Consider the following 23,975-nt stretch of genomic DNA (forward strand, 5'->3'; position numbering starts at 1 on the left):
TGCGGGCAGCAAGTTCAGGGATAATACCGGAAAGCCCGCTGTCGCCTCCATGAACCCGGCGCGACCCCCTCCGCAGGCCCCAGGACCCCGCATGACCCCGACCCAGACCCCCGAAACCGACGAAAACGACCGCGAGCTGCTCGAAGCCAGCATTCCCCTGCAGGCGGCCGGCCGCCGGTTCGACCAGGTGCTGGCCGAACTTTTCCCCGATTTCTCCCGATCTCGCCTGTCCGAATGGATCAAGTCCGGCGACGCCCTGCTCGACGGGCGCCTGGTCAAGCCCAAGGAAGCCGTGCGCGGCGGCGAGCCGGTCACCGTTTCGGTGCGCATGGAAGTGGAAACCCACGCCCTGCCCGAAGCCATCGCCCTGGACCTGGTCTACCAGGATCAGGACGTGCTGGTGGTCAACAAGCCCGCCGGCCTGGTGGTGCACCCCGGCGCCGGCAACCCGCGCGGCACCCTGGTCAACGCGCTGCTGCATTTCGACGCGAGCCTGGCCGAGCTGCCGCGCGCCGGCATCGTGCACCGGCTCGACAAGGACACCTCCGGCCTGATGGTGGTCGCGCGCACACTGCGCGCCCACACCTCGCTGGTTGAACAGCTGTCCGGCCGCGAAGTGCACCGCCAGTACCTGGCCGTGGTGCAGGGCACCATGGTCGCCGGCAACACCATCAATGCCCCCATCGGCCGCCATCCCACCGACCGCGTGCGCATGGCGGTGGTGAAGGAAGGCGGCCGCGACGCCATCACCCATTACCGGCTGCGCGAGAAGTTCCGCGCCCACACCCTGGTCGAATGCCGGCTTGAAACCGGCCGCACCCACCAGATCCGCGTGCACATGGCCCACGTGCGCCACCAGATCGTCGGCGACCCGCTCTACGGCGGCGCCTTCCGCCTGCCCAAGGCCGCCACCGAGGCCCTGGTGGCCCGGCTGCACGGGTTCCGGCGGCAGGCCCTGCATGCCGAACAGCTGACCTTCGCGCACCCGTCCACCGGCGAACCCGTGGCCCACGAGGCGCCGATGCCCGAGGACATGCAGGCCCTGGTGCGCGACCTGCGCGAAGACACCGCGGCCTTCAAGGGCTGACGATGCCGGCGCCGGCCTGGCTGGACGCCGACTGGCCCGCGCCGCCCGGGGTGAGGGCGGTCACCAGCCTGCGCTGCGGCGACGGGGTGTCGGCGCCGCCTTTCGACCGGCTCAATTTCGGTTTGAACTGCGGTGACGACCCGGTGGCGGTGCTCGAGAACCGCCGGCTTTTTCGCCAGTGGCTGGCCTTGCCGTCGGAACCGGTCTGGCTCAAGCAGGTGCACGGGACCGGGGTGCTGCGGGTGGACGGTCCGCGTGGCGACGGCCCACCCGAGGCCGACGCCGCCGTAACCTCGCAAGCCGGCACCGTGCTGGCCATCCTCACCGCCGACTGCCTGCCGGTCGTCTTCGCGGCCAAGGACGGCAGCGAAGTCGGCGTAGCCCACGCCGGTTGGCGCGGGTTGGCCGCCGGCGTCCTGGAGGCCACGGTCGCGGCCATGCACACGCCGCCGGCGCGACTGCGCGCCTGGCTTGGTCCGGCCGCGGGCCCGGACCACTACGAAATCGACGCGCAAGTGCGCGACGCATTCGTCGGCGAAGACGAGGGTGCGGCGCTGGCCTTCCTGCCCTCCCGTCCCGGCCATTGGCGGGTTGATCTGTTCGCCCTCGCGCGACGGCGCCTGGCGGCCCTGGGCGTGGATGACCTGCACGGCGGCGGCCTGTGCACCATCGCCGACGCGGCTCGCTTTTATTCCCACCGCCGCGACGGCTCCAGCGGGCGCCTGCTTACCCTGGCCTGGCGCAGCGGGACCTGACTTCCGGCAGGCTGCGCACCGGCCACCGGGCATGCGAAGGTGCCCCCGCCGTCCCCCCCCAACCGGAGCCATGCCGATGTCCCGATCCTTCCTGCCGCTGCTGCTTGGTCTCGCCCTGGCGCTACCGGCGACCGCCACCGCCGGTACCGTGGACGAAGCCGAGGCCTTGCTCAAGGACCGCGACCCGCGCGCGGCCCAGGTGGTCGCCGCCCTGGCCAAGGCGCGGCCGCAGGACCGCGAGGTGCGCGTGCTGCAGCTTCGCGTGCTGCTCCAGGATCCGGACCGCACCGAACAGGCGTTGGACATGGCCGAGGACCTTGTCGATGACGAGCCCGATTACGCGCCTGCCCATCTTTGGCTGAGCAATGCCTACGCCAACCGCATCGGCCGGGTCGGCCGGTTCAGCCAGGCCACGATGGCGCCGAAGCTGCGCCGGGCGCTGGAGCGTGCGCTGGAACTGGACCCGGACCTGCACGAGGCGCGCAGTTCGCTGCTGGAGTACTACCTGCAGGCGCCGGGCATCGTCGGCGGCAGCGTCGAAAAGGCCAGGGCCCAGATCGCCGAACTCCAGCGCCGGGACCCGCCGCGCGGCCACTACGGCCAGGGCCGCCTTGCCCAGTACGAGGAGCGCCTGGACGACGCACGCCGCCATTACCTGGCGGCCTTCGCCGCGCGGCCGTCCAATGCGGTCTATCGCATGACCGCCGGCATCATCCACCAGGACGCCAAGGACTGGGACAAGGCCTTCGCGGTTTTCGACCAGTGGACCCACGAAGAGCCCAAGGCCGCCGGCGCCTGGTACCAGCTGGGCCGCACCGCGGTGCTGTCGGGCCAGCGCCTGGATGAGGGCGTGGCGGCGTTCAAACGTTTCCTGGCGCTGCCCGAGCAGCCCGGCCAGCCCGAGCACAAACACGCCTGGTACCGCATGGGCCAGGCCCTGGCGCTGGCCGGCGACAAGGCGGCGGCGCGGCAGGCACTGGAGAAGTCGCTGTCCCTGGACCCGGACCTGGCCGAAGCCAAGGCTGAACTGGCCAAGCTCTAGCGCTTGAATTCCCCCGCCGGGGCGTCCATCTGGAAGGCATCGGGCGGCGCATCGCCGCCCCCTGCCTTGCAAGGACTTCCCCATGCGGATGGACAAACTGACCTCGCGCTTCCAGCAGGCCCTCAGCGACGCCCAGTCGCTGGCCGTCGGCCGCGACCACAACCTCATCGAGCCCGCCCACGTGCTGCTGGCGCTGCTGGACCAGTCCGGCGGCAGCACCCGGCCCACCCTGGCCCAGGCCGGCGTCAATGTCGCCGCCCTGCGCCAGCGCCTGGTCGAGGCCCTGGACAAGCTGCCCAAGGTCACCGGCCAGGAAGGCAACCTGTCGATCGGCAACGACCTCTCGCGCCTGCTCAACCTCAGCGACAAGCTGGCCCAGCAGCGCGGCGACGCCTTCATCGCCAGCGAGCTGTTCGTGCTGGCCTGCCTGGACGACAAGGGGGAAGCCGGCCAGGCGCTCAAGGCCGCCGGCGCGAAGAAGGACGCGCTGGAGAAAGCCATCGAAGGCCTGCGCGGCGGCGAAAAGGTGGACGACGCCAACGCCGAGGAAAACCGCCAGGCACTGGAGAAATACACCATCGACCTGACCGCGCGCGCCGAAGCCGGCAAACTCGACCCGGTGATCGGCCGCGATGAGGAAATCCGCCGCACCATCCAGGTGCTGCAGCGGCGCACCAAGAACAACCCGGTGCTGATCGGCGAGCCCGGCGTGGGCAAGACCGCCATCGTCGAGGGCCTGGCCCAGCGCATCATCAACGGCGAAGTGCCCGAGGGCCTGCGTGGCCGCCGCGTGCTGTCGCTGGACATGGGTTCGCTGATCGCCGGCGCCAAGTTCCGCGGCGAGTTCGAAGAACGCCTCAAGGGCGTGCTCAGCGACCTGTCCAAGCAGGAAGGGCAGGTGATCCTGTTCATCGACGAACTGCACACCATGGTCGGCGCCGGCAAGGCCGAGGGTTCGATGGACGCGGGCAACATGCTCAAGCCCGCGCTCGCCCGCGGAGAACTGCACTGCATCGGCGCCACCACGCTGGATGAGTACCGAAAGTACGTGGAAAAGGACGCCGCGCTCGAGCGCCGTTTCCAGAAGGTGTTCGTGGGCGAGCCGAGCGTCGAAGACACCATCGCCATCCTGCGCGGCCTGAAGGAGCGCTACGCGGTGCACCACGGCGTCGAGATCACCGACCCGGCGATCGTCGCCGCGGCGACGCTGTCGCACCGCTACATCGCCGACCGCCAGCTGCCCGACAAGGCCATCGACCTGATGGACGAGGCGGCCAGCCGCATCCGCATGGAAATCGACTCCAAGCCGGAGGAAATGGACCGCAAGGAGCGCCGCCTGATCCAGCTAAAGATCCAGCGCGAGGCGCTGAAGAAGGAGAAGGACAAGGAATCGAAGCAGCGCCTGGCCGACCTCGAGGACGAGATCGCCACGCTCGAGCGCGACTTCAACGACCTCGAGGAAATCTGGAAGGCCGAAAAGGCCACGCTGACCGGCGCCACGAAGCTCAAGGAACAGCTTGAACAGGCGCGCCAGGAACTCGACGCCGCGCACCGCCACCAGGACTTCGCCAAGGCCAGCGAAATCCAGTACGGGCGCATCCCGGCGCTGGAAAAGCAGCTCGCCGCCGCGCAGGAAGTCGAGACCAAGGGCTTCCAGCTGCTGCAGGACAAGGTCACCGCCGAGGAGATCGCCGAGGTCGTGTCGCGCTGGACCGGCATCCCGGTCAGCAAGATGCTCGAAGGCGAGCGCGAGAAGCTGCTCAAGATGGAGGACGCGCTGCACGGGCGCGTGGTCGGCCAGCACGAGGCCGTGAAGGCCGTGTCCGACGCCATCCGCCGCAGCCGCGCCGGCCTGTCCGACCCCAACCGTCCCAATGGCAGTTTCCTGTTCCTGGGCCCCACGGGCGTGGGCAAGACCGAGCTGTGCAAGGCGCTGGCCGGCTTCCTGTTCGACACCGAAGACGCGATGGTGCGCATCGACATGAGCGAGTTCATGGAAAAACATTCCGTGGCCCGCCTCATCGGCGCGCCCCCGGGTTACGTCGGCTACGAAGAGGGCGGCTACCTCACCGAAGCCGTGCGGCGCCGGCCCTACAGCGTGCTGCTGCTCGACGAGGTCGAGAAGGCGCATCCGGACGTGTTCAACATCCTGCTGCAGGTGCTCGACGACGGCCGCCTGACCGACGGCCAGGGCCGCACGGTGGATTTCCGCAACACCGTGATCGTGATGACCTCGAACCTGGGCAGCCAGCACATCCAGGAACTGAGCGGCGAAGGCGACGCGGCATACGTGCAGATGAAGGCCGCGGTGATGGGCGTGGTGCAGTCGCACTTCCGCCCGGAGTTCATCAACCGCCTCGACGAGATCGTGGTCTTCCACCCGCTGGGCCGCGACCAGATCCAGGCCATCGCCCGCATCCAGACCGCCTACCTGTCCAAGCGCCTGGCCGAACGGCAGATCGCCCTGGAAATCGACGAATCGGCGCTGGCCTTGCTGGGCAACGTCGGCTTCGACCCGGTCTACGGCGCCCGGCCGCTCAAGCGCGCGATCCAGCAACAGTTGGAAAACCCGCTGGCCCAGAAGATCCTGGCCGGTGGATTCGGCCAGGGCGACACGGTGCGCGTGGGTGCCGACGCCGGCACCCTTACCTTCACCAAGTCCTGAGCCAACACCGTGGGAGGGACTTCAGTCCCGATTTGCCCGAATCGGGACTGAAGTCCCTCCCACCGAAGACGGCTCAGGTCGCGCGGTGTTTGCGGAACGGCGGCGCGGACAGCGCCATCTCGGCCATGGAGTGCGCCAGCTCCTTTTCGGCCAGCACCGCGCCGTCGGCGCCGTGCTTGAGCAGGTGCTTGACCTCGCCGTCGCTGTGCGCGCGGGCCAGGATGGTCATGTCGGGTTTGATCGCGCGCAGCCGCGCCACGACCTCGCCGGCCTCCAGCGCCTGCGGGATGGCCAGCACCACCAGCGTGGCCTTCTGCGGCGCCGCTTCGTCGAGCACCTTGTGGTTGGCGGCGTTGCCCCGGATGGCGGGAAAGCCTTCGTCGCGGGCCTGCTGCACCAGGTCGGCGTCGTCGTCTATCACCACCAGCGGCACCGCGCGTTCGCGCAGCAGCTTGGCGATCTCGCTGCCGACGCGGCCGAAGCCGATCAGGATGGCGTGTTCGCCTTCCGGCATCGGGGGGCCAATCCAGCGCGGCTTGCGCGGCTCCGGCGCGGCGTCGGCGGCCTCTTGCGCACGGCGCGCCTGCCACAGATCCAGCCAGCCGAAGATCAGCGGGTTGGCGATGATCGAAAGCAGTGAGCCGGCCAGCACCAGGTCGCGGCCTTCTTCGGGCAGGATGCCGAGGGAAACACCCAGCGCGGCCAGGATGAAGGAGAACTCGCCGATCTGCGCCAGGCTGGCGGAAATCGTCAGCGCGGTATCGCTGGGGTGCCTGAAGGCGCGCACGATCAGGTAGGCGGCCGCGGACTTGCCGACCACGATGATCAGGAAGGTCGCCACCACCGGGATCGGCTGCTCGACCAGGATCATCGGGTCGAACAGCATGCCGACGGCAACGAAAAACAGCACCGCGAACGCGTCGCGCAGCGGCAGGGAATCGGAGGCCGCCTTGTGGCTCAGGTCGCCGTTGAGCAGCATGCCGGCGAAAAACGCGCCCAGCGCGAACGACACGCCGAACAGCTTCGCCGACCCGAAGGCCACGCCCAGCGCGATCGCCAGCACCGACAGCGTGAACAGCTCGCGCGAGCCAAAGCCCGCGACCTTCTCCAGCATCCACGGGATGGCGCGTTTGCCCACCAGCATCATCACCGCCACGAAGGCGCTGACCTTCAGGAAGGTCCAGCCCAGCGAGCCCATGATCGATCCCGTGCCCGCCCCGTCGCCGTCCCCCGCGCCCATTGCGTCGGCCAGGGCCGGCAGCAGCACCAGGGCGGCGACCATGACCAGGTCTTCCACGATCAGCCAGCCCACCGCGATCCTGCCGCGCCGGGTTTCCAGCAGGCGCCGGTCTTCCATCGCGCGCAGCAGCACCACGGTGCTGGCCACCGACAGCGCCAGGCCGAACACCAGGCCATGCAGGGTGGGCCAGCCCATGAACCAGGCCAGGCCCCAGCCCAGCACCGTGGCCACCGAGATCTGCGCGATCGCGCCGGGAATGGCGATGGCCTTCACTTCCAGCAGGTCTTCGACCGAGAAGTGCAGGCCGACGCCGAACATCAGCAGGATCACGCCGATTTCCGACAGCTCGACCGCCAGGGACGGATCGGCCACGAAGCCCGGGGTGAACGGCCCGACCAGGATGCCGGCGACCAGGTAGCCGACGATCGGCGACAGCTTCAGGCGGTGGGCCAGGGTGCCCAGCACGAAAGCCAGCACCAGTCCCATGGCCAGCAGGGCAATCAGCGGCGTGTCATGGGGCATGCGCAGTCCTCGCCGGGGGGACTGATAGACTACCCGACCTTTCAAGCAGCGCCCGTCATGATCGCCTTCCGCAATTTCGCCCTGCGCCGCGGGGAACACCTGCTCCTGTCGCAGGTCGACCTGGCCCTGCACGCCGGCTGGCGGGTTGGCGTGATCGGCCGCAATGGCTGCGGCAAGTCCAGCCTGTTCGCCGCGGTCCTGGGCGAAGTGGAAGCCGACAAGGGCGACATCGACCTGCCCGGCAAGGTGCGCATCGCCTGGGTCGCGCAGGAAACCCCGTCGCTGCCCGACCCGGCCATCGACTACGTGCTGGCCGGCGACACCGAGGTGCACGCGGTGCTGCAGGCCGAAGCGGCCGCCACCGAAGCCGAGGACTGGGACGCGGTGGCCGAAGCGCACCAGCGCCTGGCCGAAATCAACGGCTACGACGCCACCGCCCGCGCCGGCCGCCTGCTGCACGGCCTGGGCTTTCCGCCGGAAACCCACGGCAAGCCGGTGTCCGACTTCTCGGGCGGCTGGCGCGTGCGCCTGAACCTGGCCCGGGCGCTGATGATGCCGTCCGACCTGCTGCTGCTCGACGAGCCCACCAACCACCTCGACCTCGACGCCGTGCTGTGGCTCGAGCAATGGCTGCTCAAGTACCCGGGCACGCTGCTGATGATCTCGCACGACCGCGAGTTCCTCGACGGCCTGAGCACCCACACCCTGCACCTGCACGAAGGCCGGGCCAAGCTCTACGTCGGTGACTACACCAGCTTCGAGCGCCAGCGCGCCGAACACCTGCGCCAGCAGCAGATCGCCCACGACAAGGAACAGGTCGAACGCGCCCACCTGCAAAGCTTCATCGACCGATTCAAGGCCAAGGCCAGCAAGGCCAAGCAGGCGCAGAGCCGGATGAAGCGCCTGGCCAAGCTGGCCGGCACCGAAGCCGTGCGCGCCGAACGCGCCTTCAACATCACCTTCGCCGAGCCGGCGCGGCTGCCGCATTCGATCATCCGCATCAACCACGGCGAGGCCGGTTATGGCGCCGACGCGGTGATCCTGCACGACGTCGGCTTCGGCCTGGAGGCCGGCGACCGCGTTGGCCTGCTCGGCCCCAACGGCGCCGGCAAATCCACGCTGGTCAAGACCCTGGTCGGTGAACTGCCGCTGCTGGGCGGCGAACGCGTGGCCCACCCCGACATGCGCATCGGCTACTTCGCCCAGCACACGGTCGAAAGCCTGCACGAAGGCCAGAGTCCGCTGTGGCACCTGAAGGAAATCGCCCCCAACGCCGGCGAACAGCAGCTGCGCAACTTCCTGGGCCGCTGGAACTTCGTCGGCGACCGCGCCTTCGAGAACGTGGACGGTTTTTCCGGCGGCGAACGCGCGCGCCTGGCGCTGGCCATGATCGCCTACCGCGAACCGAACGTGCTGCTGCTCGACGAACCCACCAACCACCTCGACCTGGACATGCGCGAAGCGCTGGCCGAGGCCCTGTCCGACTTCCCCGGCGCGATCGTGCTGGTGTCGCACGACCGGCACCTGATCGGCCTGGTCTGCGAAACTTTCTGGCGCGTCGCCGACGGCCACGTCGAAGAATTCAACGGCGACCTGGACGAATACGCCGCCTGGCTGCGCTCACGCGGCAACGAACCCAAGGCGCCCAAGGCCGCGCCGGCCGCGCCGGCCAAGCCGGCCAAGGTCGTGCGCAGCAAGCACGAACAGGACACGGCCGCGCGCCGCGCCCGCCAGCTAGAAACCCGCGTCGCCGAACTGGCCGGGCAGCTGGCGCAGGTCGAAGCGCAGCTCGCCGACCCGGCGATCTACGGCAACGACGGTGGTTCCGAGGTCGGCCAGCTGACCCAGCGCCAGCAAAAGCTGGCCGCCGAGAAGGATGCGCTGGAAGCCGAGTGGCTGGCCCAGCTGGAGATCGCCGAGGCCTAGCCGCGGGCCGCCGCCCGGGTGGGTCCGGTCATGCGCGGCAACGCCACCTCGAAGCGGCTGCCGCGGTTTTCCCCGAAGCTGCGGGCGCTGATCCTGCCGCCGTGGGCCTCCACCAGTTCGCGCGCCACCGCCAGGCCGATGCCAAGTCCGCCCTTGTGCACGGCCATGGCCTCGGGACCGCGCGCGAACAGGTCGAAGATGCAGTCCAGGATGTCATCGGGCAGGCCCATGCCCGAGTCGGAAACCCGGATGACCGCCTCGTCGCCGACCTGGCATGCCAGCAGCCGGACGTGCCCGCCCTCCGGGGTGTAGCGATTGGCGTTGTCGAGCAGGTTGACCAGGACCTGGGCCAGGCGGTTGCCGTCCCCCAGGACCCAGAGCCCGGCTCCGGGCAGTCGCAGCGCCAGGGACTGGCGCTTGGCCGCGATCGCCGGCTGCCAGTCGTCGCATACCTGCCTGACGATGCCGGCAACGTCCACCGGCACCGACTCCATCCGGAACTTGCCGCTGCCGGCCCGGGTTTCGTCCAGCAGGTCGTCCACGAGCCGCGCCATGTGCGTCACCTGCTTCTCGATCACCTGGTGCATGCGTTCCAGGGCCGCCTCGTCACCCCTGGCCTGGCGCACCAGGTCGGCGGCGGTGCGGATGGGCGCCAGGGGGTGGCGAAGTTCGTGCGCCACCATCGCCAGGAAACGCACCCGCCGCGCGTGCATGGCGCCGGACTCGTCGTCCGGGGCCGGCGTTTGTTTGCCCAGCACCGACAGCACCAGGCGTTCGTTGGCCTGGCGCAGGTCCTGCGCCCGGTCGGCGCCCTTGCCACCGTCGCCCGCCGGGACGACCGGCGCCGCCAGGCCTCCGGTCGGATCCGAGCTGAACAGGTAGCTGCTGCCCTGCACCTTCTTGGCGCGATACATGGCGGCATCGGCGGATTCAAGCAGGTCCGGCACGGCGTCGCCATCGTCGGGAAACAGACTGATGCCGATGCTGGCGCGCACGCCGTTGAGGGCGTGCGGCAGGCTGTCCTCGGCGGCCAGCACGTCCAGGATCTTGGCGGCGATCACCCCGGCGTCGGACGCCTTGGCGATCTCCGGCAGCAGCACCACGAATTCGTCGCCGCCGAAGCGGCTGACCGTATCCGAATCGCGGACCACCGATTCAAGCCGGCGCGCCACCCGCTTGAGCACCTCGTCGCCGTGGGCGTGTCCCCATGAATCATTGACGTGCTTGAAGTGGTCAAGGTCCAGGAACATCACCGCCAACAGTGACGCCCGCCGGCGCGCCATCGTCAGCGCGCTGCCCATGCGGTCGAGCATGAGCGTCCGGTTGGGCGTGTCGGTCAGCGGGTCGCGCTGGGCGGCCTTGACCAGCTGGTCGAGGTTGCTCATCGCGGTTTCGGCGATCTGTGCGGCCTGCGCCGCCGCCAGGTTCAGGCGCTGGTAGGCCAGCTGGCGCTGGTCGTCGCTCATGCCGTTGTAGTCCTGCGGTACCTGTTCGAGGTCCCGCCGGAAGCGCACGAGTTCTTCGCGCAGGTCGTCGGCATCCGTCATGCTGGCCGGTCGGGATGCGAGCGCCGGGTCCGCGGCATGCGGATCGAGCGCGACGTGAATGGGTGGCATGGCGTGGTCCAAGGATGACGCGAGTGTCCTCGACTCTCGCAGCCGGGCAATGCACCCACCCTGAGGAGCATGGCCTTCGTTCAGCCGCGGTGCCGCATTGCCGGCGTCGGGCGCGGGTTGAGCCCCGTGCTTGATCCATGTTTCCCTGAAAACAGGCGTTGGTCTGACCAAGGGGGCGGCGGCGTGCTGGCAACGCTCGATTACGTGGTGCTGGGCATCTACCTGCTGGTGCTTGTCGCCGTCTGCGTGCGCGTCAGCCGGCGCAGCCCGGACAGCGACGAACTGTTCCTGGCCGGGCGCACGCTCGGTGCCGGCGTCGTCGGCCTGTCGCTGTTCGCGTCCAACATCTCGTCCACCACTCTTATCGGATTGCCCGGTGCCGCCTGGGGCAGCGGCATCGCGGTCGCCAACTACGAATGGATGGCGGCGCTGGTGCTGGTGTTCACGGCGGTGTTCGTGGCGCCGACGCTGCTGGGTAACCGCATCACCACGCTGCCCGAGTTCCTGGAGCGCCGATTCGACGCGCGCATGCGCAAGTACTTGTCGGGCGTGTCGGTGTTCCTTTCCATCGTGCTCGACACCGCCGGCAGCCTGTTCGCCGGGGCGCTGGTGCTGCAGGTGTTCTTCCCGGGCCTGCCGCTGGGCGGCACCATCGCCGCGCTGGCGGTGTTCGCCGGCCTCTACACCGCCGCCGGCGGCCTGCGCGCCGTGGTCTACACCGACGTGCTGCAGTCGGTCGTCCTGCTGGCGGGTTCGGCCATGTTGGCCTGGCTGGTGTTCGCCGAGTTCGATTTTTCCTGGGCGGCGGTGAAGGCGTCGATGCCGGCCGACCACCTGAGCCTGGTCCGCCCGATGGACGATCCGAACCTGCCCTGGTTGGGCACCTTGATCGGCCTGCCGGTGCTGGGCTTCTACTACTGGACGATGAACCAGTACGTCTCGCAGCGCCTGCTGGGCGCACGCGACATGAAGGCCGCCGGCGGCGGCGCCCTGCTGGCGGCGGGCTGAAGCTGCTGCCGCTGTTCCTGATGGTGCTGCCTGGCGCGATGGCGATTTCGCTGCTGCCCGACCTGCAGCGCGGCGACGAGGTGTTTCCGCGCCTGCTGGCCGAATACGCCCCGGCCGGCCTGGTCGGGCTGGTGCTGGCGGCGCTGCTGGCGGCGATCATGTCCAGCGTCGATTCGGCGCTGAACTCGGCGTCCACGCTGATCACGCTCGATTTCGTGCAGCCCCGGCGCCCCGGCCTCGACACCCGTGCGCTGGCGCGCCTGGGCCGCTGGATCACGCTGGGGCTGATGGCGTTGGCGGCGCTGTGGGCCCCGATGATCGACTCCTTCCCGGGCCTGTTTTCCTACCTGCAGCAGGCCTTCGCCTATGTGACGCCGCCGCTGGTGGCGGTGTTCGCGCTGGCCTTCCTGGACAAAGGGCTGGGCCCGCGCGCGGCGCTGTACGCCACCGCCAGCGGCCATGTCTTCAGCGCCGCCTGGTTCGTCGCCACCCAGCTGGGCTGGCTGGACCTGCACTTCACCCTCGTCGCCGGCCTGCTGTTCGCCGTGACCGTGCTGTTCGCGTTCGCCTGGCGGCGGGTCACCGGGGAAACCCCCGCGCCCGCCGCGCTGGCGGTGCTCGATCAGGCCGCGGCGTCGGCCTCGCCGGCCTGGTTGCGGCCGGCGGCCTTGGCCATGACGGTGGCGACCGCGGCCCTGGTGCTGGCCTTCTGGTGACCGCCCGGGCCGCGCACGGCGGCCAGGAAATCCTTGCCCCAGCGGTCCACGTCGTAGTTTTCGACGATGCCGTAGAGCTGGCGCAGCCGGCCTTCGGCTTCGTCCGAATCCATGGCCAGCGCCTGGCCCAGGGCTGCGCTCAGGTCCGCCGGGTCGTGCGGGTTGGTCAGCACCGCGCCCTTCATCTCGGCGGCGGCGCCGGCGAACTCCGACAGCACCAGCACGCCCTTGCCGCCCTCGATGCCCTGGGTGGCGACGAACTCCTTGGCCACCAGGTTCAGGCCGTCGCGCAGCGGCGTGATCCACATCACGTCCGAGGCGGCGTAGTGCGCCACCACTTCCTCGAAGGGCAGGCTGCGGGCGAAGAAGCGCACCGGCGTCCAGTCCAGGCGCGAATGTTTGCCGTTGATGCGGCCCACGGCCTGTTCGATCTGGGTCTGCAGCTTCTGGTAGATCGTCATCTCCTTGGCCGCCGGCACGCAGATCATCAGCAGCGTGACCTTGCCGGCCAGCTGCGGCTGCGCTTCGAGCAGGCGTTCGAAGGCGTTCAGCTTCTCCAGGATGCCCTTGGTGTAATCCAGGCGTTCGATCGACAGCACGAGCTTGCGCGGGCTGATCTCCCGGCGCAGCTTTTCCAGGGTGGCGCGGGTGCCGCGCTGCGCCAGCACGTCGCGTATCCGGCCCAGGTCGGTGCCGACCGGGTGCGCGCCCAGGCCAACCTCGCGGTCGCCCACGCGCATGCGCGTGACCATCGACTCCAGGCCCACCGCGCAGCCGTAGGTCAGGAAGCGCGGCGCGCAGCCTTCGCGTTCCAGCACTTCCACCGGCATCGCGCCGCGCACCACGTCGACGAAGTTCTCGACCTGGCGCGGGATGTGGAAGCCGATGTAGTCGCAGCTCAGCAGGCTGCCCAGGATCTCCCGCCGCCAGGGCACCACGTTGAAGATGTCGGCCGACGGGAAATAGGTGTGGTGGAAGAAGGCGATCTTCAGGTCCGGCCGCAGTTCGCGCAGGCGCGCCGGCACCATCCACAGGTTGTAGTCGTGCAGCCAGACGGTGGCGCCGGGCGCGGCCTCCGCGGCGGCGGCCTCGGCAAACTTGCGGTTCACCTTCAGGAACACCTTCCAGTCGTCCTCGCGGAAACGCGCACGCTCCCAGAAGGTGTGCAGCATCGGCCAGAACGCTTCCTTCGAAAAACGCTTGTAGAACGCATCCACTTCCGATTTGGCCAGCGGCACGCGCGCGGCCGTCAGGTTCGGGTAGCGGTCCGTGTCCACCGGGGTGCGCGCCTGGAAGCCCGGTCGCTTCGCGTCGTCGAGCGTCCAGGCCACCCATGAACCCGACTGCCCGCCGGCGAAGAAGCTCAGCAGGCTCGGGATGATGCCGTTCGGGGATGCATGGCGTTTCTGCACGCGCTTGCCGTCTTCCACCGACTCGTCGAAGGGCAGGCGGTGGTAGACCATCACCAGGTCGGACTTGCCCTGGCCGGTGCAGGCGGGCTTGTCGATGTAGGGGTCGTTCGCCGGCAGGAAGGCGAAGTGTTCGATGGCCTCGAGGATGCCGCCACAGCCGGCGTCGTCGGCGTGCAGCACGCGCTCGTGGCGCTCGGTGGCCTCGAGCAGGGCCGGCTCGGAGCGGCCCACGCACACGCCCTTGAAGCCGGCGTCGAACATCGACAGGTCGTTGAGCGTGTCGCCGGCGACCAGGATGCGGTCGCGGCCCATGTCCAGCTGCTCGGCCAGCGCGAGCAGGGTGCGGCCCTTGTCGGTGCGCGGCGGCAGGATGTCGAGGTAGCGGTCGGCGGAATAGAGCACGTCGCAGCCCAGTTCGCGGGCGACGGCTTCGATGTCGTCGCGGTGGCGCGCCAGCACGTCGGGGTCGCAGAAATAGGAACAGCGCCGCTCCTGCGGAACGTCCTGGCGCTGCAGGGCCGGGAACCGGCGCATGGCTTCGGCCACGACGTGTTCACCGGGCCAGCGTGCGTCGATGCCCGACTGCAGCGGCTGCAGCGGCTGCAGGGTGCGGCCGCAGGCGACCGTCGCGCCGACGTCGCAGACCAGGTAGTCCGGGCGGGGCAGCGAAGGGTCGGAAAGCAGGGGGATCACGGCCTCGAGGCTGCGGCCGGTGACCCAGACCAGGCGGATGCCCGGATGCTGGTCGACCAGGCGGTAGAGCCGCTGGCGGTGGCCGGGTTCGCCGGCCAGGAAGGTGCCGTCCAGGTCGGTGGCCAGCACCAGGGCGGGTGTTTGGGTGGGGGAGTTCATGGATTCGCCTTTCTGGTTGCTCAATGGGTTTCCTTGTTGCTCGACGCCAGGTTGGCTTCGGTCTGGGTTTCAGGCAGCAGCTCAAGCGCCGCCGGGGTGGTGCGCAGCATCGGGTGGAACGGGCTCGGGTGGGCGCGGCCACGGCGCGCGGCCAGGCGCAGCAGCAGGAATGCCGCCAGCGCCGCCAGCACCGCCGCGAAATAGGCGGGCAGGGCGCCCGGCCCGTACCGGCCCATCAGTTCGCCGGCGATCGCCGGGCCCAGGGCGGCGCCGATGCCGTGCACCAGCAGCAGGCTTGAACAGCCCGACAGCAGGTCTTCGGGCTCAAGGGTGTCCAGCATGTGCGCCACGCTCATCGGGTAGATGGAAAACGCCAGCCCGCCGAAGGCGAAAAACAGCGCATACACCGGCCACGGGCCCCAGCCGCCGGCGAACAGGGCCAGCACCGACACGCCGGCGGCCGCCAGGCAGGCCAGGGCCAGGCCGATGCGCCGGTCCACCCGGTCCGACAGCCGGCCCACCGGCCACTGCAGCAGGGCGCCGCCCAGGATGGTGGCGACCATGAAATGCGACACGCCGTCGCGGTCGAAGCCCAGCTGCCCGGCGTACACCGGCCCCAGGCCCCAGAACGCGCCCATCGCCAGTCCGGAAATGCCGGCGGCCAGCGTTGCCGCCGGCGCCATGGCGTAGAGCTTGCGCAGCCCCAGCCGGGCATTGGGCGGGATGCTGGGCTGGGCCAGGCGGGTCAGCGTGACCGGCAGTGCCGAGGCGCAAATGAGGATCGCGACCAGGCTGAACAGCATGAAGCCGCCGTCCACGCCCAGGCCCAGCAGCAGCTGGCCCGCGGCCAGGGCACCCAGGTTAACCGCCATGTACACGGTGAAGATGCGGCCGCGCAGGGCCGGGTCGGGCTGGGCGTTGAGCCAGCTTTCGATCACGGTGTACAGGCCGACCAGGGCGATGCCGGTGGCCAGGCGCAGGCCGAACCAGGCGAAGGGGTTGACGAAGATCGGGTGCATCAGCACCGCGATGGCGGCCAACCCGGTGAAGAAGGCGAAGGTGCGTACGTGGCCGATCCGGCGCACCAGGGGCGGCGCCAGGAAGGTGCCAATGAAGAACCCGGCGAAATAGCCCGACATCACCAGGCCCAGGGTCCGGTCGTCGAATCCCTCGATGCCACCGCGCACCGCCAGCAGGGTACCCAGCAGGCCGCTGCCGGCCAGCAGCAGCGCCACGCCCGCCAGCAGGGCGGCCAGCGGCAGGACGACGCGGATCATCGTTACTCCCGGTGCAAGCAAGTGTGCGATTGTAACACATTGATCTGAATGGGAAAAATGTCAGGCCTTGAATCCGGGCCGCGTCCCCCCACTAATGCCCGGTCCCCATCGTGCTTCCACGGAACCCGTCCATGCCCATCTACGCCTTCGAATGCAGCGCCTGCGGCCACGCCTTCGACCGGCTGCAGAAGCTGTCCGACGCCGACCCCACCGACTGCCCCGAATGCGGCCAGGCGCAGGTCCGCCGCCAGCTCACCGCGCCCAGCTTCCGGCTGGCCGGCAGCGGCTGGTACGAGACCGATTTCAAGAAGGACGGCGACAAGAAGCGCAACCTCGCCGACGGCGGCGACAAGCCGGCCAGCACGCCCGGGGCCAAGACCGAGTCGAAGCCCGAGGCCAAGCCCGCGCCGGCCAAGCCGGACGCCAAGCCCGCCGCCTGAGCCCTTGCCGGGTTTCCCGGTCGCGGGGTAGGGTCGCCGCATGAAGACCCAGACCGCGCTGCTGCTTTGTTCATTCGTGATGCTGGCCGCCTGCGCCGGCGAGCCCCAGGCCCCCGCCGCCCCGGCATCGTCGCCGGTCGCCGAAGCGGCGGCTTCCGCCCCGGAACCCCTTGCGCCGGCCGACGCCTTCCTGGCCCGCCTGGCCGAACACTGCGGCGAAGCCTTTGCCGGCCGCATCGTCACCGACCTGCCGCCGCCCGAGGGTGACGACCCCTTCGCCGGCAAGCCGCTGGTGATGCACGTGCGCGATTGCAGCGCAGGTGAGCTCAAGGTGCCCTTCCACGTGGGCGACGACCACTCGCGCACCTGGGTGATCACCCGTACCGACTCCGGCCTGCGCCTCAAGCACGACCACCGGCACGCCGACGGCAGCCCGGACGCCGTGACGATGTACGGCGGCGACACCGACGGCGAAGGCACCGCCGTACGCCAGAGCTTCCCGGTGGACGCCGACTCGGTGGCCATGTTCGGCCGCGAAGGCCTGAAGGCCTCGATCCAGAACACCTGGGCCATGGAAATCGAGCCCGGCAAGCGCTTCCTTTACGAACTCTCCCGCCCGGGCGGACGGCTGTTCCAGGTCGAGTTCGACCTGAGCCAGCCGGTCGAGCCGCCGCCGGCGCCCTGGGGGCACGACTAGCAGCGCCTGCTCCGCACTGGCCCGATTTGCCCGGCAATCCCCCAGGACCTACCATTACGGGCTTTTCCGGGGTCGGATTCCCGCCCCCGCGCCATGATTTCCGGAGCCAGCATGCGCAGCCATTTCTGCGGCCTCGTGGACGAGTCCATGATCGGCCAGACCGTCACCCTTTGCGGCTGGGCCGATGTCGCCCGCGACCTGGGCGGCGTCTGCTTCATCGACCTGCGTGACCACGAAGGCATCGTCCAGGTCGTGGCCGAACCGTCCGATACGCAGGGCAACGCAGCGGTGGTGAAGGCCGCCGCCGCGGTTGGCTACGAAGACTGCCTGCGCGTCAGCGGCACCGTGCGCGCCCGCCATTCGGTCAACGACCGCATCCGCACCGGCAAGGTCGAAGTGGTGGCCACCGCCATCGAAGTGCTGAACAAGGCCGAGCCGCTGCCCTTCCACGCGCATGAAAACGCCGGCGAGGACATCCGCCTCAAGTACCGCTACCTCGACCTGCGCCGCCCGGAAATGCAGAAGATGATGCGCACCCGCATCCGCCTGGTGCAGTCGCTGCGCCGCTGGCTGGACGCGCGCGGTTTCCAGGACATCGAAACGCCCATCCTCACCAAGGCCACGCCCGAGGGCGCGCGCGACTTCCTGGTGCCGGCACGTTTGCACGCGGGCGAGTTCTACGCGCTGCCGCAGTCGCCGCAGCTGTTCAAGCAGATCCTGATGGTGGCCGGCTTCGACCGTTACTACCAGATCGCCCGCTGCTTCCGCGACGAGGCCCTGCGCGCCGACCGCCAGCTTGAATTCACCCAGCTCGACATGGAGTTCGCCTGGGTGTCCGAACGCGACGTGCAGGACGCGGTGGAAGGCATGATCCGCGAAGTCTTCAAGGAAGTGATCGACGTTGAACTCGACGCCACGTTCCCGCGCCTCACCTGGGCCGAGGCCATGCGCCGCTTTGGTTCCGACAAGCCCGACCTGCGCAACCCGCTGGAACTGGTGGACGTGGCCGAACTGGTGAGGGACTGCGGCTTCAAGGTCTTCGCCGACGCCGCCGGCGAAGACGGCGGCCGCGTTGCCGCGCTGCGCATTCCCGGCGGCGCCACGCTCAGCCGCAAGCAGATCGACGAATACGCCGCCCACGCCGCCAAGTACGGCGCCAAGGGCCTGGCCTACGCCAAGCTCGACGAGGCCGGCGCGGTGAACTCGCCGATCGCCAAGTTCTTCGACGAAGCCGCCTTCACCGCGCTGCTGCAGGCCACCGGCGCCCGGGCGGGCGACATGGTCTTCTTTGGCGCGGGCGCCTACAACAAGGTCTGCGACTTCATGGGCGCGGTGCGCCTGAAGGCCGGCAAGGACTTCGGCCTGGTCCAGCATGCCTGGAAGCCGCTGTGGGTCACCGACTTCCCGATGTTCGAGTGGGACGAGGATCAAAGCCGTTACGTCGCGCTGCACCACCCGTTCACCGCGCCGGCCATCGACGACATCGCCGAGCTCAAGGCCAATGCCCGCATCGCGGTGTCGCGTGGTTACGACATGGTGCTCAACGGCAACGAAATCGGCGGCGGCTCGATCCGCATCCACCGTTCCGACATGCAAAGCGCGGTCTTCGACCTGCTGGGCATCGGTGCGGAGGAAGCCGAGGCCAAGTTCGGTTTCCTGCTCGACGCCCTGCGCTACGGCGCCCCGCCGCACGGTGGCATCGCGTTCGGCATCGACCGCATCGCCGCGCTCATGGCCGGCACCGAATCGATCCGCGACGTCATCGCCTTCCCCAAGACCACCACGGCCCAGTGCCTGATGACCGGCGCGCCGTCGCCGGTGCCCGAAGCGCAGCTGGCCGAAGTGCACGTGCGCGCCGTGCCCAAGGCCCCGGCCGCGAAGGACTAGGACCCTGGCGACCGCGGCCCCCACCGGCGACCGCGTCATCCTGCTCCACGGGGTGTGGATGCGCGGGCTGACGCTGTGGCCGCTGGCAAGGCGGCTGCGCCGCTTTGGCTACCGCGCCGAGGTTTTCGACTACGCCAGCCTGCTGCGCGGGCCGGCGCCCAGCGTCGACAAGCTGGCCAGTCGCCTGCAGGCGCTGGCCGACGGCCCGGTGCACCTGGTCGGCCACAGCCTGGGCGGCCTGGTGGCCCTGGAAACCGTGGCCAGCTATGCGGGCCTGCCGCCGGGGCGGGTGCTGTGCCTGGGCTCGCCGCTGGCGGGTTCCAGCGCCGCCCGCGGCCTGGCCCGCCACCACCTGGGTTTCTGGCTGGGCCGCAGCGGCACCCTGCTGCGCAGCGGCCTGCATGCCCTGCCCGAAGGCCGGGAAGTGGCTGTGATCGCCGGCAGCAAGGCCATGGGCCTGGGCAAGTACTTCGGCGACTTCGACGGCCTCAGCGACGGCACCGTGGCGGTGTGGGAAACCCGGCTGCCCGGCCTGGCCGACCACCGGGTGCTGCCCGACAGCCACACCGGCCTGCTGCTCGACCCGCGCGTGGGCGACCTGGCGGCGGGATTCCTTCGCGACGGCCGCTTCCCGGCCTGAAGACGGCTGCGGTCGGGGCCCGGCCGTATAATCACGGCTTCGCCACAGCACAAAGAGTCGGGTTCATGGGCAGATTGATGGCCATCGAAGGGCGCAAGAACGCCCAGGACGCCAAGCGCGGCAAGGTCTTCACCAAGGTCATCCGCGAGATTTCCACCGCTGCGCGCCTGGGCGGCGGCGACCCCAAGGCCAACCCGCGCCTGCGCGTGGCGGTGGACAAGGCGCTGGCGGTGAACATGACCCGCGACGTGATCGACCGCGCCATCAAGAAGGCCACCGGCGAACTCGAAGGCGTCAGCTACGAGGAAATCCGCTACGAGGGTTACGCGCCCGGCGGCGTCGCGGTCATCGTCGACTGCCTGACCGACAACAAGGTGCGCACCGTGGCCGACGTGCGCCACGCCTTCAACAAGTGCGGCGGCAACCTGGGCACCGACGGCTCGGTGGCCTTCATGTTCCGCAAGCTCGGCGTGCTCAGCTTCGGGCCCGAAAGCAGCGAAGACGCCATCACCGAAGCCGCCATCGAAGCCGGCGCCGACGATGTCGCCAGCTACCCCGACGACGGCGTCATCGAGGTGCTGACCGCGCCCGAGGCCTTCGAGGAAGTGAAGGCGGCCATGGCTGCGGCCGGCCACGTCGCCCTGGATGCGCAGGTGACGATGCGCGCGGAGAACGACAGCAAGGTCGAAGGCGAGGTCGCGCTGCAGGTCAAGAAGATGCTCGACATGCTCGAGGACCTGGACGACGTGCAGGACGTCTACCACAACGCCGACCTGGGCGACGCCGCCTGGACGTGACCCGCATCCTAGGCATCGACCCGGGCTCGCAGCGCACCGGCATCGGCCTGGTGGACGTGGATGCGTCGGGCAAGAGCACCTACGTGCACTGCCAGGCGCTGAACCTGCTGCTCGACACCGACGATTTCCCGGCGCGGCTGGGCAAGCTGGTGTTCGACCTCGAGGACATCCTGGCCGAGTGGAAGCCCACGGTGGTGGCGATCGAGTCGGTGTTCATGGCCAAGTCGGCCACCTCGGCGCTGAAGCTGGGCCACGCCCGCGGCGCGGCGATCGCGACGGTGGTTCGCCATGGCCTGCCGGTGCACGAATACGCGCCGCGGCAGATCAAACAATCGCTGGTGGGCACCGGCGCCGCCGACAAGGACCAGGTCCAGCACATGGTGCGGCTGCTGCTTTCGCTGCCGGAAAAAAAGCTGCAGGCCGACGCCGCCGACGCCCTGGCGGTGGCCCTGACCCACGCACATACCAGCGCCACGGCCGGCCGCACCGGCCTGGCCGCGGCCCTGCTAAGGAGACGCCGATGATCGGTCGCCTGAAAGGCATCCTGGTGTACAAGTCGCCGCCGCAGCTGATGGTGGACGTCAACGGCGTCGGCTACGAACTCTCGGCGCCGATGAGCACCTTCTACGACCTGCCGGAAGTGGGGCGCGAGGTCACGCTGTCCACGCACTACGCGGTGAAGGAAGACGGCGTGGCGCTTTACGGCTTCCTGACCGAAGCCGAACGCCGCCTGTTCCGCGAGGTGCAGAAGGTCACCGGCGTCGGCGCCAAGATCGCCCTGGCGGTGCTCTCGGGCGCCAGCGTCGACGACTTCGCGCGCCTGGTGCAGTCCGGCGACATCACCGCGCTGACCCGCATCCCGGGCATCGGCAAAAAGACCGCCGAACGCATGGTGGTCGAGCTGCGCGACCGCGCGGCCGACTTCGCCGGGGGCGGCGCGGTGCTCAGCGGCACCGGCGGCGCGGTCCCCGCCGACCCGGCCTCCGAGGCCTCGGTGGCCCTGCAGCAGCTGGGCTACAAGCCCGCCGAAGTCCAGCGCATGCTCAAGCAGGCCGAACCGGGCGACTCTGCCGAAGACATCATCCGCAAGGCCCTCAGGTCCGTTCTGAGGGGCTAGAGCCTGCATAATGGCTGCCCATGGAAGACACCCGCGTCATCGCCCCCGCCGCCACCCGTGAAGATGACCTCGCCGAGGCCAGCATCCGGCCCCGGCGGCTGGACGACTACCTTGGCCAGCAGCCGGTCCGGGAACAGCTCAAGATCGCCATCGAGGCCGCCAAGGGCCGGTCCGAGGCCATGGACCACGTGCTCATCTTCGGACCGCCGGGCCTGGGCAAGACCACGCTCAGCCACGTCATCGCCAACGAACTGGGCGTCAACCTGCGCCAGACCTCCGGCCCGGTGATCGAACGCGCCGGCGACCTGGCCGCGCTGCTGACCAACCTGCAGCCGCACGACGTGCTGTTCGTGGACGAAATCCATCGCCTGTCGCCGGTGGTCGAGGAAGTCCTTTACCCGGCCATGGAAGACTTCCAGATCGACATCATGATCGGCGAGGGGCCCGCGGCCCGTTCGATCAAGCTCGACCTGCCGCCCTTCACGCTGATCGGCGCCACCACGCGCGCCGGCCTGCTGACCGCGCCCCTGCGCGACCGCTTCGGCATCGTCCAGCGCCTGGAGTTCTACAGCGCCGAGGAACTGACCCGCATCGTGCGCCGCTCGGCCACCATCCTGGGCATCGAATGCGCCCCCGACGGCGCCGGCGAAATCGCCCGCCGCAGCCGCGGCACCCCGCGCATCGCCAACCGCCTGCTGCGGCGCGTGCGCGACTTCGCCCAGGTGCGCGCCGGCGGCGTCATCACCCGCCCGGTGGCCGACGAGGCCATGGCGATGCTCAAGATCGACGCCGAGGGCTTCGACCAGCTCGACCGGCGCATGCTGCAGATGATCATCGAAAACTTCGACGGCGGCCCGGTGGGCGTGGAATCCCTGGCCGCGGCCCTGAGCGAAGAGCGGGGCACGCTCGAGGACGTCATCGAGCCCTACCTGATCCAGCAGGGTTACCTGGTGCGTTCGGCCCGCGGCCGCATGGCCACCCACAAGGCGTATACCCACCTGGGGCTGAAGTCCCCCCGCAAGGCCCCGGCGCCCGACGACCTGTTCGAAGCCCCATGAAACCGGCGTTCAGCTTCCCGATAAGGGTTTATTGGGAGGATACCGATGCTGGCGGGGTGGTCTACCACGCCAGCTACGTCCGGTTCCTGGAGCGCGCCCGCACCGAGTGGCTGCGCGCCATGGGCCTGGGCCAGCAGGCACTGAAGGACCGTGAGGACCTGGTGCTGGTGATCCGCGACATGAGCCTGGATTTCCACAAACCGGCGCGCCTGGACGATGAACTGCAGGCCAGCGTCGAACTGCTTGAACGCCGGCGCGCCAGCCTGCTGTTCGCGCAGAAGATTACCCGAGGCAATCAGGTGCTGGTCGGCGCGAAAGTGCGCGCCGCCTGCCTGGTGGCCTCGAGCTTCAAACCCCGCGCGCTGCCCGAGTGGCTGCTCGCGGACACCCCCTGATCCGGAGTCCTGCCGATGTCGCTAGCCACCGCCCTGATCCTTGCCGCCGCCCCGGTGACCGAACTGCCCGTGGAGGCCGTGCCGGCCGCCACCGAGGCGGCGGCCGCCAGTTCCGGCGCCGGGCTGAGCTACCTGCAGCTGATGCTGCACGCCAGCCTGCCGGTGCAGCTGATCGTGCTGCTCCTGCTGCTGGGCTCGGTGCTGAGCTGGGTCATCATCTTCCGCAAGAACCGGGTGTACTCGAAGGCCACCGACGAAGCCGACGAGTTCGAATCGCGTTTCTGGTCGGGCGTCGACCTGACCCAGCTCTACCGCAGCGCCACCGACCGCAACCGGGTGGTGTCGGGCCTGGAGGCCATCTTCGAGGCCGGTTTCCGCGAATTCGCCCGCCTGCGCCAGAAGAAGGGCCTGGACGGCCGCACCCAGCTCGAGGGCGCCCAGCGCGCCATGCGGGCCACCTTTGCCCGCGAAGTCGACCGCCTGGAACACAACCTCGAGCTGCTGGCCAACATCGGTTCCACCGCGCCCTACGTCGGCCTGGTCGGCACGGTGTTCGGCATCATGGTCACGATGCACGGCCTGTCGACCGAACAAAGCGCCTCCATCGCGGCCGTCGCGCCGGGCATCTCCGAGGCCCTGTTCGCCACCGCCATCGGCCTGTTCGTGGCTATCCCGGCGGTCTGGGCCTACAACCGCTTCGCCACCCGGGTCGAGCGCCTGAGCGTGCGCTACGAATCCTTCGCCGAGGAGTTTTCCTCGATCCTGCAGCGACAGACCCACATCGAGGAATAAGCGGGCAACCCCGTTTCCCCCGGTCCCACGTTAG

Annotated in this window: 21 protein-coding genes; 17 read left to right on the forward strand and 4 right to left on the reverse strand. The window is 69.5% G+C overall.

Going from position 1 to position 23,975, the window contains the following annotated elements:
* The first annotated feature begins 91 nt into the window (after nt 1-91).
* The 4 genes from rluD to clpB all read left to right on the forward strand — a co-directional run bounded on the left by rluD (nt 92) and on the right by clpB (nt 5,549).
* A complete protein-coding gene (gene rluD / locus IEX13_RS12245; RefSeq protein ID WP_188664728.1) occupies nt 92-1,087 on the forward strand; it encodes a 23S rRNA pseudouridine(1911/1915/1917) synthase RluD in 996 nt (331 codons plus the stop codon).
* Between the two features lie 2 nt (nt 1,088-1,089).
* Complete coding sequence (gene pgeF, locus IEX13_RS12250; RefSeq protein WP_188664731.1) at nt 1,090-1,842, forward strand: peptidoglycan editing factor PgeF; 753 nt, start codon at nt 1,090-1,092, stop codon at nt 1,840-1,842.
* A gap of 76 nt (nt 1,843-1,918) precedes the next feature.
* A complete protein-coding gene (locus tag IEX13_RS12255) occupies nt 1,919-2,884 on the forward strand; it encodes a tetratricopeptide repeat protein (RefSeq protein WP_188664736.1) in 966 nt (321 codons plus the stop codon).
* Nucleotides 2,885-2,966: 82 nt separating this feature from the next.
* On the forward strand, nt 2,967-5,549 hold the full coding sequence (gene clpB / locus IEX13_RS12260; RefSeq protein WP_188664739.1) for an ATP-dependent chaperone ClpB: 2,583 nt from the start codon (nt 2,967-2,969) through the stop codon (nt 5,547-5,549).
* A 73-nt stretch (nt 5,550-5,622) separates the two neighbouring features.
* Here clpB and ybaL read toward each other — a convergent pair whose 3' ends face one another.
* On the reverse strand, nt 5,623-7,311 hold the full coding sequence (gene ybaL, locus IEX13_RS12265; RefSeq protein WP_188664742.1) for a YbaL family putative K(+) efflux transporter: 1,689 nt from the start codon (nt 7,309-7,311) through the stop codon (nt 5,623-5,625).
* Nucleotides 7,312-7,368: 57 nt separating this feature from the next.
* Between ybaL and IEX13_RS12270 the strand changes: the two genes are divergently transcribed.
* Nucleotides 7,369-9,237, forward strand: coding sequence for an ABC-F family ATP-binding cassette domain-containing protein (locus tag IEX13_RS12270; RefSeq protein WP_188664757.1), 1,869 nt, complete (start codon nt 7,369-7,371; stop codon nt 9,235-9,237).
* Here IEX13_RS12270 and IEX13_RS12275 read toward each other — a convergent pair.
* Nucleotides 9,234-10,853 (reverse strand): diguanylate cyclase domain-containing protein, encoded by a 1,620-nt coding sequence (locus tag IEX13_RS12275; RefSeq protein ID WP_188664771.1) that lies wholly within the window; start codon nt 10,851-10,853, stop codon nt 9,234-9,236. The two genes, IEX13_RS12270 and IEX13_RS12275, sit on opposite strands and share 4 nt — an antisense overlap.
* A 183-nt stretch (nt 10,854-11,036) precedes the next feature.
* Here IEX13_RS12275 and IEX13_RS14340 point away from each other — a divergent pair, with 183 nt between their 5' ends.
* Nucleotides 11,037-11,861, forward strand: a complete 825-nt coding sequence (locus IEX13_RS14340) for a sodium:solute symporter family transporter (protein WP_268235902.1) — start codon at nt 11,037-11,039, stop codon at nt 11,859-11,861.
* Nucleotides 11,862-11,881: 20 nt separating this feature from the next.
* The gene (locus tag IEX13_RS14345) at nt 11,882-12,577 is read left to right on the forward strand and encodes a sodium:solute symporter family transporter (RefSeq protein ID WP_268235903.1); all 696 of its coding nucleotides are present in this window, start codon (nt 11,882-11,884) and stop codon (nt 12,575-12,577) included.
* On the opposite strand, the gene ggpS is transcribed toward IEX13_RS14345, so the two are convergent.
* Nucleotides 12,484-14,841 (reverse strand): glucosylglycerol-phosphate synthase, encoded by a 2,358-nt coding sequence (gene ggpS / locus IEX13_RS12285; RefSeq protein ID WP_229668545.1) that lies wholly within the window; start codon nt 14,839-14,841, stop codon nt 12,484-12,486. The genes IEX13_RS14345 and ggpS overlap by 94 nt on opposite strands.
* 20 nt (nt 14,842-14,861) lie before the next feature.
* Nucleotides 14,862-16,118 carry an MFS transporter gene (locus IEX13_RS12290; RefSeq protein WP_188664774.1) on the reverse strand — a complete coding sequence of 419 codons (1,257 nt, stop codon included), beginning with the start codon at nt 16,116-16,118 and terminating at the stop codon, nt 14,862-14,864.
* Between the two features lie 131 nt (nt 16,119-16,249).
* On the opposite strand from IEX13_RS12290, the gene IEX13_RS12295 reads away from it, so the two are divergent.
* The 10 genes from IEX13_RS12295 to tolQ all read left to right on the forward strand — a co-directional run bounded on the left by IEX13_RS12295 (nt 16,250) and on the right by tolQ (nt 23,941).
* Complete coding sequence (locus tag IEX13_RS12295; protein ID WP_188664777.1) at nt 16,250-16,558, forward strand: FmdB family zinc ribbon protein; 309 nt, start codon at nt 16,250-16,252, stop codon at nt 16,556-16,558.
* Between the two features lie 40 nt (nt 16,559-16,598).
* A complete protein-coding gene (locus IEX13_RS12300) occupies nt 16,599-17,255 on the forward strand; it encodes a hypothetical protein (RefSeq protein ID WP_229668546.1) in 657 nt (218 codons plus the stop codon).
* Nucleotides 17,256-17,366: 111 nt separating this feature from the next.
* Complete coding sequence (aspS, locus tag IEX13_RS12305; RefSeq protein ID WP_188664779.1) at nt 17,367-19,142, forward strand: aspartate--tRNA ligase; 1,776 nt, start codon at nt 17,367-17,369, stop codon at nt 19,140-19,142.
* A 40-nt stretch (nt 19,143-19,182) separates the two neighbouring features.
* Nucleotides 19,183-19,782 carry a lipase family alpha/beta hydrolase gene (locus IEX13_RS12310; RefSeq protein ID WP_268235909.1) on the forward strand — a complete coding sequence of 200 codons (600 nt, stop codon included), beginning with the start codon at nt 19,183-19,185 and terminating at the stop codon, nt 19,780-19,782.
* A 65-nt stretch (nt 19,783-19,847) separates the two neighbouring features.
* Nucleotides 19,848-20,579 (forward strand): YebC/PmpR family DNA-binding transcriptional regulator, encoded by a 732-nt coding sequence (locus IEX13_RS12315; RefSeq protein WP_188664783.1) that lies wholly within the window; start codon nt 19,848-19,850, stop codon nt 20,577-20,579.
* The gene (gene ruvC, locus IEX13_RS12320; protein ID WP_188664785.1) at nt 20,576-21,103 is read left to right on the forward strand and encodes a crossover junction endodeoxyribonuclease RuvC; all 528 of its coding nucleotides are present in this window, start codon (nt 20,576-20,578) and stop codon (nt 21,101-21,103) included. The genes IEX13_RS12315 and ruvC overlap by 4 nt, the downstream gene beginning before the upstream one ends.
* Entirely contained in the window at nt 21,100-21,696 is a 597-nt protein-coding gene (ruvA, locus tag IEX13_RS12325; RefSeq protein ID WP_188664787.1) for a Holliday junction branch migration protein RuvA, read from the forward strand. The genes ruvC and ruvA overlap by 4 nt, the downstream gene beginning before the upstream one ends.
* 20 nt (nt 21,697-21,716) lie before the next feature.
* The gene (gene ruvB / locus IEX13_RS12330; protein WP_188664790.1) at nt 21,717-22,754 is read left to right on the forward strand and encodes a Holliday junction branch migration DNA helicase RuvB; all 1,038 of its coding nucleotides are present in this window, start codon (nt 21,717-21,719) and stop codon (nt 22,752-22,754) included.
* A complete protein-coding gene (gene ybgC / locus IEX13_RS12335) occupies nt 22,751-23,149 on the forward strand; it encodes a tol-pal system-associated acyl-CoA thioesterase (RefSeq protein ID WP_188664793.1) in 399 nt (132 codons plus the stop codon). The genes ruvB and ybgC overlap by 4 nt, the downstream gene beginning before the upstream one ends.
* Before the next feature lie 141 nt (nt 23,150-23,290).
* Entirely contained in the window at nt 23,291-23,941 is a 651-nt protein-coding gene (tolQ, locus tag IEX13_RS12340) for a protein TolQ (protein ID WP_425489112.1), read from the forward strand.
* The last annotated feature ends 34 nt before the right edge of the window (nt 23,942-23,975 follow it).

Source organism: Arenimonas soli (genome assembly GCF_014643775.1).
Lineage (GTDB): Bacteria > Pseudomonadota > Gammaproteobacteria > Xanthomonadales > Xanthomonadaceae > Arenimonas > Arenimonas soli.